Origin of the sequence: [Actinomadura] parvosata subsp. kistnae (assembly GCF_900323885.1) — a bacterium.
Classification (GTDB): domain Bacteria; phylum Actinomycetota; class Actinomycetes; order Streptosporangiales; family Streptosporangiaceae; genus Nonomuraea; species Nonomuraea composti.
This window is the reverse complement of record NZ_OOHJ01000018.1, coordinates 2,928,791-2,941,811: the sequence shown is the minus strand read 5'-3', so window position 1 is coordinate 2,941,811 and position 13,021 is coordinate 2,928,791. Positions and strand designations below refer to the sequence as shown.

The following is a 13,021-nucleotide window of genomic DNA, read 5'->3' as shown; positions in this document are numbered from 1 at the left end:
CGTATCCCGGTGTCGGTGACGCTGACACCGGGCCTGTCGATGCTCGCCCTGATCACGGACGCCCTGTCAGGCCGAACGCGGGGCGCCCCCGAGCCGTGGCGCCGCCTGGTGCGCTCGGCCGCCGAGATCCCCGACCAGATGGTCGTCCGCTCCCTGGCCACTCCGGGTTTCAGCGTGCTGCCCGACCTGGTGCTGCCCGGCGAGTTCACCCGCGACCTCGACGTGCCGACGCAGGTCGAGATGCTGCGCGACCTGCCACCCGACGCCCTCCTGGAAGAGCTGGACACGATCACCGACGGCCGTCCCCCCGAGCACTGGCACCCGGCGCTGAAGGACCCGAACCGCTGGCTGCACGGCTACGCCGACCTCGTGGAGGCGGCGTGGGCGGCGATGCGCCCGATCTGGGCGAAGGCCAGGCCGCTGTTCGAGCGCGAGGTGGAGCGGGTCGCGGTGGCCGCCGCCCGCCGGTCGCTGGACGTGGTGCTGAACGACCTGCACGCCAACTGCAGCTTCAGCGACGACACGCTCAGCTTCCCCGACTTCGAGCCCGAGCGCTTCTCGATCGGCTCCCGCGGCCTGGTGCTGATGCCGATGCTGGCGGGCCCGAACGCGCTCATCGCCCGCCTCGACGGCCCCGACGCCGTCTGGATCGGCTACCCGCTGCCCGGCACGGAGATGGGCGAGCCCGGCGGGAAGGACCGCGACGACCGCCTGGAGATCCTCGTCGGGGACGTGCGCTCGGCGATCCTGACCAGCCTGGAGCGCCCGCTGACGATGGGCGCGCTGGCCAGGCGCGTCAAGCACGCCCCGAACGTGGTCACCTACCACTGCAACTGGCTGGAGCAGGCCGGCCTGATCACGCGGCGGCGCGACGGCAGGGAGATCCACGTGTTCCGGACGCCCCGCGCGTCCGTCCTCGTGGACCTGTACGCGGCCGCCGGCTAGATCGCTGATGTGAATTTGGTTAGTGGTCATAGGCGGTCAGTGACCGTTTCACCGGTGCGTCAGTGTTCCAGTTGTGCCAGATTGCGGCGTTGAGGGCGAGGACGCGTTGGCTGATGCGTGCCCAGAGGCCGTCTGGATGGCGGGCGTTGTGACGTTCGAGGCCGAGCTGGTTCTTCAGCGTCCAGATGATCGCCTCGATGCGCTGGCGCAGCCAGCCGGGAAACGGCAGGGTGCGTGCAGGCTCGTCTTCGCGGGCCGGCCGGATCAGGAGGTGGCCCAGATCGGCGGCGGCCTTCTCGATGCCGGCTCCGGCGAATCCCTTGTCGCACACGATCGGGCATGGACCGCCGGCTATCTGGTGGACGTGCAGCAGGTGCAGGGCCTGCTTGCGTTCGTCGAGCTCTTTGGGGTGGGCCAGGCTGAAGCCGGTCACCGCGCCGTCAGCGGTAGTGATCAGCATCAGCTTGGCACCCCAGTAGAAGGCGTGGTGGGACTTGTCCATGCCGTATCCGGCGATCTCACCCAGGTGCGATCTGTTGACCGTCACCCGCGAGGCGCCGCAGCGGATCGGGGTGCCGTCCATCAGTCGCAAAGGCTCGTGCCAGGTGGGGACCTGGCGTGCCAGCCACAACGCCGCCGCCGACATAGCCGGCCCCAGCGCACGCAGTTGCCGGTTGTACTGCGACTGGGACGGCAGTCTGGGGAACAGATGCCCGATCCGGCCGGCCGCCATCCGCATCCAGCGGCGTTCGTCGTCACACCGCAGCAGCACTTGCGCCACTGCCACGACCACCGCCTCGGCCGGGGTCAGCACCGGCGGCCGGCCCCGCCCGCGAGGCCGGCCCTGCGAAGGCATCACGTGATCGTCCAGATGCACGTAGAGTGCGGTTAGAAGGGCGTCCAAGTCAGTCTTCACACACCGACCATGGACGTCCTTCGTCATGCCTGCAGCCGATCACCAATTTTCACATCAGCGATCTAGCCCCTGACGTACCCGAGGCGGCCCTCGGCCGTCACCTTGGTCGTGGGCGTGTTCTCGCAGTCGGCCTTGATCGAGTAGAAGTGGCTGTCGGCCGCGGCCCAGTGGCAGCGGTAGATGGGGCGGGTGAAGCCGGCCGTGGGCTTGGCGTAGAGGTAGCCCTCCAGCCGCAGGTACGTGTTGTTCTCGCCCTCGCAGTCACGCCGCAGGCTGAGGAACTGGTCCAGCTTGGCGTGCCCGGCCATGCAGCCGTACAGCGGGATCGCGCCGGGGACGCGGCCGGCCAGGATCGTGACGTGCCCCTCCGGCTTGTACCGGCCGCCGGGCGCCTCGCCGGTGGTGCTCCAGTGCTTGGCGCCGCTGTAGTAGCGCACCAGGTCCGCGGTCGGCACGGTGGCGGCCTGGGCGGCGGGCACGGCCAGCGTGAGGCTCGCGGCGCAACCGGCCAGGAGGGCGGCGGCTCGGCGAACGATCATGTTTCCCCCTGAGATGTCGGTCCTGATCAACGCTCGGGACGTTAACAAGGGCCGCGGAGCCGCCTCCGTCACTTCCAAAGATCGCGAAGTTTATCGCGTGACCCGGGCGAGGTTCTGGTCGGCCAGGTTCGCCAGCTCGTACAGGCCCTGCGGCTTGACCCGCTGCCCGACGACCAGCATGCTCATGATCACGGTCCCCCGCCGGATCATGACCGAGCCGATCTGCGCGTTGTTCTTGCCGCCCGCCGCCGTCGTCAGGTAGGCCCGCGACTGGTCGCCCTTGGTGGGCATGTCGAGGGTCTTCGTCTTGTACGTGACCTTCGTGCCGCCGACGTCGGCCGTGTAGTCGGTGCACTGCTTGGGCAGCGGCTCGGGGAAGGCGGCCTTGGGCAGCGAGACCACGGCCTGGGTGATGGAGCCGCGGGCCGCGGAGAAGGCGACGACCGCGGCGGGCGACTTGGCGACCTCGGGCTTGGCCGCGTCGAGCTGGGCGGCGCCCGCGCACTCGGGGTGCTCCGCCCTGGCCTTGCGCACCGCTTCAAGCCCCTGCTGGGTGGACTTGAGCGTGCCGAACTCGCCGGTCTCCGGCCCGTACGCGACGCTCATGCCCTTCGGCACGGGCAGCAGCGCGGCCCGCAGCTTGGCGCCGGCGGCGGAGGTCTGGGCGGGCGGCGCCGAGGCGGCGGGCGCCTTGGGCTCTTCGGCCGAGGAGCACCCGGCGATGACCAGAGTGCTCAGAAATATGCCGGGAATGGCTTTATGCATGGCCGCTCCATTTCACTGCATGGACATTGGTCAAAACGCTAGAGGAAGCCCGGTGCGCGAGAGAGAGTAACGTCGCTATTTGCCGGAATCAGCGTTTTGACAAGCATCGCCACCACTACTACCTGGGACGATGCGGGCGAAGGCGGTCCGGCCCACTGAATCGGCCTCCCGGTAATAGGGCGGGCAAAATGTTTCCCGGGCCCTGCGCGTCCCGATGCGGCTTTTCTCCCGGCTGCTGATGATCGCGGCATGAGCCTCACTCCGCGCGCACTCGGGATGGACGTCCCCATGACCCGCCGGGACTTCTTCGACGGCATCGCCGTCAGCTGCGTGGCCGGGGCCGGCAGCGCGGCCCCCAAGCTCCTGGACCCGCCGGGCCCGCTCACGGTACGCGGGGACACCAGTTGGGCGCTCAGCGTGCCGCACGCGCTGCGGGACGGCCGGTTCTGGGCGCACGCGGGCCCCGCCGTCCCCACGGGCGAGAGCTACGACCTCGTCGTGGTCGGCGCGGGGCGCGGCGGGCGCGGCGCGGCGGCCGAGTGGCTGCGCCGCCACCCCGCGGCGAGCGTCCTGCTCCTCGACAACCACGAGACCCTCGACCAGCACGAGACCCTGGACGAGCCCGGCACCTGGGAGACGGCCGGCTTCGACGCGGTCATGTGCGACGAGGAGAGCTTCGGCGCCGACACCCTGGTCTCGATTGCCGCCCCCGGCTGGATCGACCGGCTGCCGATCGCCCGCCGCGCCCGCCGGGACCTGCGCGCGCTGCACGAGGACCCGCCCGACTGGTTCCCCGGGACGACGGCCGAGGGCCGGCTGGAGCGGCTGGCCGGGCTGACGTACTCGGCGTTCCTGCGCGAGGCGTGCGGGGCGCATCCCGACGCGGAGCGGTTCTGCCGGACGATGCCGTCGGCCGAGTGGGGGTACGACGCGCGGGCGTTCGGCGCGATCGACGCCTGGGGCACCGGCTATCCGGGGTTCGCGGGGCTGGGGCTCAGCAGGGCGGAGCCGTCCCGGTACAACTCGCCGACCGTGCGGCGGCACTGGCACGGGCGCCCGCCCGCGACCGCCGCCCCCGCGCTGGACGGGCGGGCGCGGACGCGGACCGGCAGCCCGGTCGTCTCCGTGTCCAACGGCCCGGCGTCCGCGACCGTGGCCTACTTCGACGGCCACCAGGTGCGTACCGTGGAGGCCGGGGCGGTGATCCTCGCGTGCTGGAGCGCCGTGGTGCCGTACCTGGTGCCCGGCCTGCCGGCGGAGCGGCGGCGGGCGCTGCGGCAGGCGGCGCGGGTGCCGCTGCTGGAGGCCACCGTACGGCTGCGCGACCCGGGCGCCTGGCGGCGGCTCGGCGTGCGGAGCGTGCGGTGGACGGGCGCGTACTGGTGCGCGACCGCGTTCACGCCGCCGGACACCGTGCGGATGCGGGCCACGCCGTGCCGCTCGGAGCTGGGGCCGGCCGCCGGGTCCGTGGCGGGCAGGAGGGAGCTGCTCATGACGCCGTACGAGACGCTGGAGCACAGCGTACGCGGCCAGCTCGCCCGGCTGCTCGGCCCGGCGGGCTTCGATCCGGGCGGCGGCATCGCGGCGATCACGATCCACCGGTGGGGGCACGCGCTGGCCCCCGAGTACGGCCGGCCGTGGCACGCGTTCTACCCGGACGGGCCGTTCCCGTCGGAGGCGGCGCGCGGGCCGTTCGGCAGGATCGCGATCGCGGGCTCCGACGCCGAGCCGGCGGCCCGCGGCGAGGCGGCGCTCAAGGCGGCGCTGCGGGCGGTCGAGGAGCTGGCGCCATGAGAGCAGAAGGGCCGCGGGCGGCCGGGGAGGCCGCGCGATGAGGGCGGTGTGGCTAAGGGTCTTCGTGACGGGGCTGGTGCTGTGGCTGGCCACGGTGGTCGTGACGGGCTGGACGGGCAACTCGAACCTGGTGCCGACGGTGGTGCTGTTCGGCAGCTTCCTGGTGCCGGTGACGTTCGTGGTGTGGGCGTACGGGCGGGCGCGCTCGCCCGAGGTGACGGTCGAGCGCATGTTCGTGGCGTTCGTGGTGGGCGGCGTGCTGGGGGTGCTCGGCGCGTCGCTGCTGGAGAGCTGGCTGCTGCGGCCCTCGATCATTATGTACGTGCTGGTCGGCCTGATCGAGGAGGGCGTCAAGCTGGCCGCCCTGATCTTCGTCACCCGGCACGTGGTCAGGCGCGCGACCAGGGACGGCGTGGTGCTGGGCGCGACCGTCGGGTTCGGCTTCGCCGCGTTCGAGAGCGCCGGGTACGCCTTCAACGCCCTGTTCACCGCCGACGGGCTGTCGCTGTCGCAGCTCGTCGAGACGGAGGTGCTGCGCGGCATCCTGACCCCGGTCGGGCACGGCCTGTGGACGGCGATCGCGGGCGGGGCGCTGTTCCGGGCGGGCGGGCTGGTGACGGGGCCGGTGGTGCTGACCTATCTGGGCGTCTCGCTGCTGCACGCGCTGTGGGACTCGATGAGCGCCATCGCGATCGCGATCACGCTGGTGCTGACGGGGCGGCCGTGGCAGTTCGAGCTGCTGCGCATCGGCCGGGTGCCGCACGTGACGCAGTGGCAGGTGCACGTGTACACGCTGCTCAACTGGGCGGGACTCATCGTGATCTCGCTGGTGGCGCTCGGGTGGCTGTGGGCGACTCTGGCCCCAGGACGCCGGGATCGGGGGATCTTGTCCCAATAATCCCGGTAATGAACGTCTTCCTCCCACTGCGCCGGAAGCATAATCGGTGCTAGTCTCCTGTGCGATCTTCCGGAGGTGTATTTACACAAGGTGTGGAAATGCCCCCGACTAGAGGTTGGGACATGGGCTCGCGAAACCGGTCAATTCGGTTCAAGATCTTTTTATTGCTGCTGCTACCCCTCCTGTCTCTGAGCGCGCTCTGGGGTTTCGTCCTCAACCTCACCATGGGCGACGCCCAGTCACTGCTCCGCGCGAACACCCTCTACGACACGCTCGGCGTCACCTCCACCGACCTGGGCCTACAGCTCCAGGCCGAGCGCGTCCGCTCCGCCGAGGCGCTCACCACGCGTGAGCTCACCGAGGTGCTCGGCGGCCAGCGCGCCCGCACCGACAAGTCCGTCGCCGACTTCCGGCAGGCCGTCACCGACGCCGGCGGCGCCATCGGCGACGACCTGCGCCGGCCGCTCGACAACCTCAACATGGCCCTCGACAGGCTCGCCCTCATCCGGTCGGACATCGACAACGGCATCAGCTCCCGCCTGGCCGGGCTGACCGAGTACAACCGCGTGCTCGACGCGATCTTCCAGCTCTACGACCACCTGATCACCGTCTCCGACCTGGAGATCTTCCAGCAGGCGTCGTCGCTGCAGGCCATGGGCATGGCCAGGGAGTACATCGCCAGGGAGCACGCCCTCGTCATCGGTGCCCTCGCCGACGGGCGGCTCACCCCGCAGGAGACGGCCGCCTTCACCGAGTACGCCGCCTCCAGGAAGTTCCTGCACTCGCGCGGCCTGGCCGGGCTCGACGTGACCCTGCGCCGGCCGTACGAGCAGATCTTCGCCACCGAGCCGTTCCTCACCTTCGCCACCATGGAGTCGCGGGTCATCAAGACCGGCACGCCTCCCCCCGACGCCGACGGCTGGCACGCCGCCGTCGACAAGCTCACCGGCCGCCTCGACGACCTCGGCAAGACCTCCTCCGACACCCTGGCCGCCCGCACCTCCGACGCCGCCACCGGCACCGTCGTCGAGATCGCCGTCGCCGGCGGCCTCGGCTTGATCGCCGTGCTCGCGTCGATCATCATCTCTGTACGCTTCGGTCGTCGCCTGGCCGGAGAGCTGGCAGGGCTGCGCGCCGCCGCGGTCGAGCTGTCGCAGCGGCGGCTGCCCGACATCGTCGCGCGGCTGCGCAAGGGCGAGGACGTCGACGTACGGAAGGAGGCCAAGGCGATCAAGGTGAGCGGTTCCGCGGAGATCACCGACGTGGCCAGGGCCTTCGGGTACGTGCAGCACACCGCCGTGACGGCGGCCGTCGGCCAGGCCGCGCTGCGGCACGGCGTCGGCCAGGTCTTCCTCAACCTCGCCCGGCGCAAGCAGGGCCTGCTGCACCGCCAGCTCGCGCTGCTCGACGCCATGCAGCGGCGCACCCACGACCCCGACCGGCTCGAAGAGCTGTTCCGCCTCGACCACCTCACCACGCGCATGCGGCGGCACGCCGAGAGCCTCATCGTGCTGTCCGGCGCCGCGCCCGGACGCGCCTGGCGCAAGCCGGTGCCCGTGATCGACATCGTCCGGGCCGCCGTCGCCGAGATCGAGGACTACACCAGGGTCTCCGTCGAGACCATGCCGCCCGGCGCCATCGAGGGCACCGCCGCCGCCGACGTCACCCACCTGCTGTCCGAGCTGGTCGAGAACGCCACCATCTACTCGCCGCCCGACACCGTCGTCCAGGTACGCGGCGACATGGTGAGCAACGGCTACGCCATCGAGGTGGAGGACAAGGGGCTCGGGCTGCCGGCCACCGAGTACGCGCGCTTCAACGCGCTGCTCGCCGCGCCCCCCGAGTTCGACCTCGCCGACAGCGACCGGCTCGGCCTGTTCGTGGTCGCCACGCTGGCCCAGCGGCACGGCATCAAGGTGCTGCTGCGCCGCTCGCCCTTCGGCGGCACCACGGCCATCGTGCTGGTGCCGCGCTCCCTGGTGACCGAGCAGTCCGCGCTGGAGGCGGCCGGCGGTGACGGCAAGGCCGCGCTGCCCAGCCGTACGAGGAAGAAGGCGCTCGCGGTCGTGAGCTCCGGCACCCACGCGGGGCTGCCGAGGCGGGTGCGGCAGGCCAATCTGGCGCCCCAGCTCAAGGAGAGCGAGCCGGAGCCGGCCGCCGAGCAACCGGCCTCTGAGCAGCCGGCCTCAGAGCAGCCGGCCGAACGCTCTCCCGACGAGGTACGCGACCTGTTCTCCGCCTTCCAGCGGGGCACCCAACGCGCCAGAGAAGAAGCCTCCCAGGAGGGGCCTGTGAGTAAGGGGGATGCATGAGTGCGCCGAGCACGAACACCGGTGAGCTGAACTGGCTGCTGGACGACCTCGCCACAAGGGTCGCCGCCGTACGCCAGGCGGTCATCCTGTCGACCGACGGTCTCGCCGTGGGGCATTCCAAGGGACTGACCCGCGAGGACGCCGAGCACCTGTCGGCCGTGGCGGCCGGTTTCCAGAGCCTGGCCCGCGGCACCGGGCGCCACTTCGGCGGCGGTGACGTGCGCCAGACCATCGTGGAGATGGAGTCGGCGTTCCTGTTCGTGACGGCCGCCGGCCAGGGCACCTGCCTGGCCGTCATCGCCGACGCGAACGTGGACGTCGGCCAGATCGCCTACGAGATGGCGATGCTGGTCAAGCGGGTGGGCCAGCACATCACCACCAACCCGCGCGCTGGAGCGTCATGAGCGATAGCCCGCAGTGGTTCGATGAGGAGGCGGGACCCGTCGTCCGGCCTTATGCTCTCATTCGCGGTCGCACGCGCTCATCAGGAGACGCGTTCGACCTCGTGGCCACCGTGCGCGCCATCGGTGATCCCCCTGGCGACCTCGGGCCCGAACAGCAACTCATCCTGCGGGCAGCCCGTGAGCCGATCTCGCTGGCCGACCTGGCCGTCGAGCTCGACCTGCCCGTCGGTGTCGTCCGAGTCCTGCTCGGCGACATGCGTGACCACGGCCTCATCTCGGTGACGTCGCCCTCCGCCGGAGGGGCGCGTTCGAATGAGCGCATTCTCAAGGAAGTGATCAATGGACTCCGTGCTCTCTGAGGACCCCGTCGCGCTCAAGATCCTGATCGCAGGGGGGTTCGGCGTCGGCAAGACCACACTGGTCGGGTCGATCAGCGAGATCAAGCCGCTGCGCACGGAGGAGGTGCTCTCCGACCGCGGGATCGGCGTCGACGACCTCGACGGCGTCGAGGCCAAGACCACCACGACCGTGGCGATGGACTTCGGCCGCATCACGATCCGCGAAGGGCTGGTCGTCTACCTGTTCGGGACGCCCGGCCAGGAGCGCTTCTGGTTCATGTGGGACGAGCTGTCCTACGGCGCGCTGGGCGCGGTCGTGATCGCCGACACCCGGCGGCTGACCGACTGCTTCCCCTCCGTCGACTACTTCGAGCAGCGCGGCACGCCGTTCGTGGTGGCCGTCAACTGCTTCGACGGCGCCGAGCAGCACAGCGTGGACGACGTGCGCATCGCGCTCGACCTCGACGACGACGTCCCGGTCATGCTCTGCGACGTGCGGCGCAGGACCTCGGCCAAGGAGGTCATGATCACGCTGGTCGAGCACTCCCTGAGGACGCTCACCTCGGCCAACTGAGCACGGCGCCGCCGCGCCGGCCGCCGGTCACAGCGCCCGCAGGCCGTTGATCACCTCGCGGAGCAGGCTCTCCGACGGGGCGGCGGCCCTGTCGCGCGGCGGCCGCACGGTCACCAGGCCGTGCTCGAGCAGGTCACCCAGCAGCACCCGGACGACACCGACGGGCAGGCCCAGGTCCGAGGCGACCTCGACGACGGGCCTGCTCCGGCCCGCCACGCAGGCCAGCAGGCGCCGGTGCTGGGCACTCAGCTCGGCCTTGGACGGGGCGGGCTGCCCCGTCGAGACGACGATCGCCAGCAGGTCGACCTCGGAGGAGGCGGACTTGGTGCGCCCGCGCGCGACCGCGTAGGGCCGCACGACCGGCCCGGCCTCCTCGTCAACCCACTCGTGCTCGCGGCTCACGATTGAGATCCCCCATCCTGGTCGCTTTCCTGCCGTCCGCGCTGCCAGCCGGACTGGAGCGAGGAGAGCAGCGCCCTGGTCTCCTCCGGCGAACGCTCCTCGATCGGTGCCGCGAGGGGCGGCTCCTGGCCGAGCCGCTGCGGCAGCCCCGTCTGCCGCTCCCGCTGCGGCAGGCTCGACGTCCTGTCGCGTTGCGGCAACCCGGTGGTCCGCTCGCGTTGCGGCAGACCGGTCGTCCTGTTGCGCTGGGGCAACCCCGTGGGCCGCTCGCGCCGGGGCGGCTGCTGCCGCGGGGGCGCGTCGTCCTGCGGCGGCGCCTGCTGCGGCAGCGCCGCGGGGGAGGAGGCGGCGCCGCCCGCGTTGCGCCTGCTGGTACGCACGCGCCGCGGCAGCTCGCCCGGCCCCGTGGCCTCCTGCTGGTCCGAGCGGACCACCGACACCGTCGCCGGCTCGAACCCCAGCGGCTGCACCGGCGACGCCATCGGCTCGACCAGCGTGGCGGGCACGAGCACGATGGCCGTGGTGCCTCCGTACGGCGACGGCTTGAGCGTCACCTTGATGCCGTGCCGGGCCGCGAGCATGCCGACCACCGCGAACCCCAGCCGCTCGGTCTGCGCGGCGTCGAACTCGGGCGGGCTGGCCAGCCGCTCGTTGACGGCCTTGCGGGTGGCCTCGTCCATGCCGAGGCCACGGTCCTCGATCTCGACCGCGAAGCCCCTGCCGACCATCTCGCCGTGCACGGAGACCTCGTTGCTGGGCGAGGAGAACGTGGTGGCGTTCTCGATCAGCTCGGCGAACAGGTGCATGAGGTCGGCCACCGCCGAGCCGGACACGCCCGCCTCGGGCATCGGGTAGACCCGGACCCGGGTGTACTCCTCGACCTGGGCGGCGGCGCCGCTGAGCACGTCCTCCATGGGGATGACGCCGCGCCACCTGCGGCCGGCCGCGCCGCCCGACAGCAGCACCAGGCCCTCCGCGTGGCGGCGCATGCGGGTGGTCAGGTGGTCGAGCTTGAACAGGCGCTCCAGCGCCTCGGGCTCCTCCGTCTGGCGCTGCATCTCATCCAGCAGCCTGAGCTGGCGCTGCAGCAGCGACTGGCTGCGCCTGGCCAGGTTCCGCAGCGCCTCGGAGACGCCCTCGCGCAGCCTGGCCTGCTCCACGGCGGCGTCCACGGCCGTGGACTGCACGCTGTCGAAGGCCGCGGCCAGGTCGCGTACCTCGCTGGTCGACTTCTGGCCGACCGTGATGGGCGGGGCCTCCGTCGCGATGTCGACGGGCTCGCCCTTGCGCAGCTTGGCGACGACGTCGGGCAGCCTGATCTCGGCCAGATCCAGCGCCGTACGGCGGAGTGCGCCCAGCTCGCGGGTGAGCCGGCGGCCGATCCTGATGGAGATGACGATCGAGACGATGACCGCGATCAGGCCGAGGGCTCCGGCGACGCCGGCCCGCACCGCGATGGCCACGCCCGCGGGTTCCATCCGGCCCAGCAGCTTGTCGCCGGTGCGCCAGATGGCCTCGCGGTACTCCTTCTGCACCTGGTCGGCGATGCCCTTCCAGAGGTCCAGGTCCAGCGGCTCGCCGCTGATGTAGGCCTCCAGGAGGTTCTCCATCGTGACGTAGCGGGGCGAGTAGTACAGCTTCTCGAACGGGGCCCGCAGCTCGGTGTCGAGGTTGGCCAGGGCCTTCGGGAACAGGTGCTTGCGGGTGCCGTCGATGCCGGACAGCAGGTGCACGTCGTGCATGTTCACCCGGCCGTTCGCGGCGATGATCAGGGCGTGCTCGCGGGCCAGCAGCTCGCGCACCTCGTCGGCGTTGATCAGGCCCTGCGCCTGCAGCGCCAGCTCCAGGTCCGTGCTCATCGTCAGCCGGGAGTACAGGAGGTGGATCTCGTCGGAGATCTTCGCGTACTCCTCGACGAGGCCGCCGGGGGTGAGCCGGCGGTCGTCCACCTTGCGCCGGATGTCCGGCAGCCGGTCGATCGCCTCGAAGACCGTCTGGAGCTGGGCCCGCATGTCCTCGGTGAGCGCCGACTGCGCGTCCTCGCCCATGGCCCGCTGGCGCAGCGTCTTGTTGTTGTTGTCCACCTTGGCCCGGGCCTTGGCCAGCGCGTCCGGGTCGCTCGCCGTGCCGGCCAGGCGCTCGGCGGAGGCCAGGCGCTCGGTCTGGAGGTTGCCGACGAGGCCGTCGGCGTTGTTGATCACGTCCGTCCAGATGGTCTCGACCTTGAGCAGGTTGAGAGCCTCTCCCGACGTGGTGCTCGCGGCGAAGCCCCAGAGCGCGATCAGGGAGATCAAGGGGATGACGAGCAGCGTCGAGATCTTGAATCTGATGGATCTGCCCGATGCCATGACACCTGCTCCCGGATAGAAGATCGCGGGAGAGAATAGCACCGAAACAGATGCTTTTAAGATCGACTAGCGATAAATCTGTGATATGTCGGGAAATTTGCTGCCATGGCGGCCCGGATGGCACTCCTCTGCCAGGCGAGACGCACCAGCCACCCCGCCAGGACCGCCAGCAACGCCACCTCGGCGCCCAGCAGCAACCGCTCGACGAGACCGATCATCACCCGCTCGCCCGGCAGAGCCACGTAGGTGATCGCCAGAAGCCCGAAACCCCCCGCCAGGGACACCCACTCCACCGCCCGCGCCACGGGCTTCCAGGAGGCGTCTGAGGCCAGCCTGGGCACCATCAGCGCGCCGGCGGCAGGAAGGCTCACGAAAGCCGCGACCGAGACGTACCGGTGGATCTGGGCCGCCAGGTCGAGGTTCTGCCCGATCGGCGTGGTCGGGACCAGCGCGGCCACCACGAGAGCACCCGACCACACCATCAGCAACCACTGCGGCGCCCCCTTGATGGGCGCCCCCGCCGACCGCAGGCCCGCCAGCAGGGCCAGGGACCCCAGCCCGAGCACCGCCATCGCGACCTCCGTGACGCCCCCGCGGTCGGACACGGCGTACTCGCTGATGGTGACGTTCATGGGGTCGAAGGACGGGTCGGGGCCGAACTGGCCCACCACCACGGCGACCACCGAGAACAGGATCGAGGCGCAGGCGATCCAGGGGTAGATCCCGGGGTGGAGCCTCTTCACTGCGGTCATGCCCCCACTCTCCCTGCCTGCCCCCTTACGTCAC

At 71.1% G+C, this 13,021-nt stretch carries 13 protein-coding genes; 7 read left to right on the top strand and 6 right to left on the bottom strand.

Going from position 1 to position 13,021, the window contains the following annotated elements; translation table 11 throughout:
* Window positions 1-15: 15 nt before the first annotated feature.
* Window positions 16-945: a winged helix-turn-helix domain-containing protein gene (locus KIS93_RS33850; protein WP_186404558.1), complete on the top strand. Its 930-nt coding sequence runs from the start codon at window positions 16-18 to the stop codon at window positions 943-945.
* A 19-nt stretch (window positions 946-964) separates the two neighbouring features.
* On the opposite strand, the gene KIS93_RS33845 is transcribed toward KIS93_RS33850, so the two are convergent.
* The 3 genes from KIS93_RS33845 to KIS93_RS33835 all read right to left on the bottom strand — a co-directional run bounded on the left by KIS93_RS33845 (window position 965) and on the right by KIS93_RS33835 (window position 3,165).
* Window positions 965-1,861 carry a transposase gene (locus tag KIS93_RS33845; protein ID WP_080038125.1) on the bottom strand — a complete coding sequence of 299 codons (897 nt, stop codon included), beginning with the start codon at window positions 1,859-1,861 and terminating at the stop codon, window positions 965-967.
* A gap of 62 nt (window positions 1,862-1,923) precedes the next feature.
* The gene (locus tag KIS93_RS33840; protein WP_080043836.1) at window positions 1,924-2,400 is read right to left on the bottom strand and encodes a hypothetical protein; all 477 of its coding nucleotides are present in this window, start codon (window positions 2,398-2,400) and stop codon (window positions 1,924-1,926) included.
* 90 nt (window positions 2,401-2,490) lie between these two features.
* The gene (locus KIS93_RS33835; RefSeq protein ID WP_080043837.1) at window positions 2,491-3,165 is read right to left on the bottom strand and encodes a hypothetical protein; all 675 of its coding nucleotides are present in this window, start codon (window positions 3,163-3,165) and stop codon (window positions 2,491-2,493) included.
* 249 nt (window positions 3,166-3,414) lie between these two features.
* Here KIS93_RS33835 and KIS93_RS33830 point away from each other — a divergent pair, with 249 nt between their 5' ends.
* The 6 genes from KIS93_RS33830 to KIS93_RS33805 all read left to right on the top strand — a co-directional run bounded on the left by KIS93_RS33830 (window position 3,415) and on the right by KIS93_RS33805 (window position 9,485).
* On the top strand, window positions 3,415-4,959 hold the full coding sequence (locus tag KIS93_RS33830; protein WP_230465676.1) for an FAD-dependent oxidoreductase: 1,545 nt from the start codon (window positions 3,415-3,417) through the stop codon (window positions 4,957-4,959).
* Window positions 4,960-4,996: 37 nt separating this feature from the next.
* On the top strand, window positions 4,997-5,857 hold the full coding sequence (locus tag KIS93_RS33825) for a PrsW family intramembrane metalloprotease (protein WP_080043839.1): 861 nt from the start codon (window positions 4,997-4,999) through the stop codon (window positions 5,855-5,857).
* Window positions 5,858-6,021: 164 nt separating this feature from the next.
* Complete coding sequence (locus KIS93_RS33820; protein WP_186404557.1) at window positions 6,022-8,169, top strand: sensor histidine kinase; 2,148 nt, start codon at window positions 6,022-6,024, stop codon at window positions 8,167-8,169.
* A complete protein-coding gene (locus KIS93_RS33815) occupies window positions 8,166-8,573 on the top strand; it encodes a roadblock/LC7 domain-containing protein (RefSeq protein WP_080043841.1) in 408 nt (135 codons plus the stop codon). The genes KIS93_RS33820 and KIS93_RS33815 overlap by 4 nt, the downstream gene beginning before the upstream one ends.
* Window positions 8,570-8,932: a DUF742 domain-containing protein gene (locus tag KIS93_RS33810; RefSeq protein ID WP_080043842.1), complete on the top strand. Its 363-nt coding sequence runs from the start codon at window positions 8,570-8,572 to the stop codon at window positions 8,930-8,932. The genes KIS93_RS33815 and KIS93_RS33810 overlap by 4 nt, the downstream gene beginning before the upstream one ends.
* Window positions 8,913-9,485 carry a GTP-binding protein gene (locus KIS93_RS33805; RefSeq protein WP_080043843.1) on the top strand — a complete coding sequence of 191 codons (573 nt, stop codon included), beginning with the start codon at window positions 8,913-8,915 and terminating at the stop codon, window positions 9,483-9,485. Before KIS93_RS33810 ends, KIS93_RS33805 begins: the two co-directional genes overlap by 20 nt.
* Before the next feature lie 27 nt (window positions 9,486-9,512).
* On the opposite strand, the gene KIS93_RS33800 is transcribed toward KIS93_RS33805, so the two are convergent.
* Genes KIS93_RS33800 through KIS93_RS33790 form a run of 3 tightly spaced genes read right to left on the bottom strand, consistent with a single transcriptional unit; the run spans window position 9,513 to window position 12,987 of the window.
* Window positions 9,513-9,887 carry a DUF742 domain-containing protein gene (locus KIS93_RS33800; RefSeq protein WP_080043844.1) on the bottom strand — a complete coding sequence of 125 codons (375 nt, stop codon included), beginning with the start codon at window positions 9,885-9,887 and terminating at the stop codon, window positions 9,513-9,515.
* Window positions 9,884-12,235, bottom strand: a complete 2,352-nt coding sequence (locus tag KIS93_RS33795) for a sensor histidine kinase (protein WP_080043845.1) — start codon at window positions 12,233-12,235, stop codon at window positions 9,884-9,886. Before KIS93_RS33795 ends, KIS93_RS33800 begins: the two co-directional genes overlap by 4 nt.
* Window positions 12,236-12,291: 56 nt before the next feature.
* Window positions 12,292-12,987 carry a DUF998 domain-containing protein gene (locus tag KIS93_RS33790; protein WP_080043846.1) on the bottom strand — a complete coding sequence of 232 codons (696 nt, stop codon included), beginning with the start codon at window positions 12,985-12,987 and terminating at the stop codon, window positions 12,292-12,294.
* Window positions 12,988-13,021: the final 34 nt, after the last annotated feature.

Coding starts and splice junctions, on each gene's coding strand:
- KIS93_RS33805 (WP_080043843.1), top strand. CDS start 8,913: ATGGACTCCGTGCTCTCTGAGGACCCCGTCGCGCTCAAGATCCTGATC.
- KIS93_RS33840 (WP_080043836.1), bottom strand. CDS start 2,400: ATGATCGTTCGCCGAGCCGCCGCCCTCCTGGCCGGTTGCGCCGCGAGC.
- KIS93_RS33815 (WP_080043841.1), top strand. CDS start 8,166: ATGAGTGCGCCGAGCACGAACACCGGTGAGCTGAACTGGCTGCTGGAC.
- KIS93_RS33795 (WP_080043845.1), bottom strand. CDS start 12,235: ATGGCATCGGGCAGATCCATCAGATTCAAGATCTCGACGCTGCTCGTC.
- KIS93_RS33825 (WP_080043839.1), top strand. CDS start 4,997: ATGAGGGCGGTGTGGCTAAGGGTCTTCGTGACGGGGCTGGTGCTGTGG.
- KIS93_RS33830 (WP_230465676.1), top strand. CDS start 3,415: ATGAGCCTCACTCCGCGCGCACTCGGGATGGACGTCCCCATGACCCGC.
- KIS93_RS33835 (WP_080043837.1), bottom strand. CDS start 3,165: ATGCATAAAGCCATTCCCGGCATATTTCTGAGCACTCTGGTCATCGCC.
- KIS93_RS33810 (WP_080043842.1), top strand. CDS start 8,570: ATGAGCGATAGCCCGCAGTGGTTCGATGAGGAGGCGGGACCCGTCGTC.
- KIS93_RS33790 (WP_080043846.1), bottom strand. CDS start 12,987: ATGACCGCAGTGAAGAGGCTCCACCCCGGGATCTACCCCTGGATCGCC.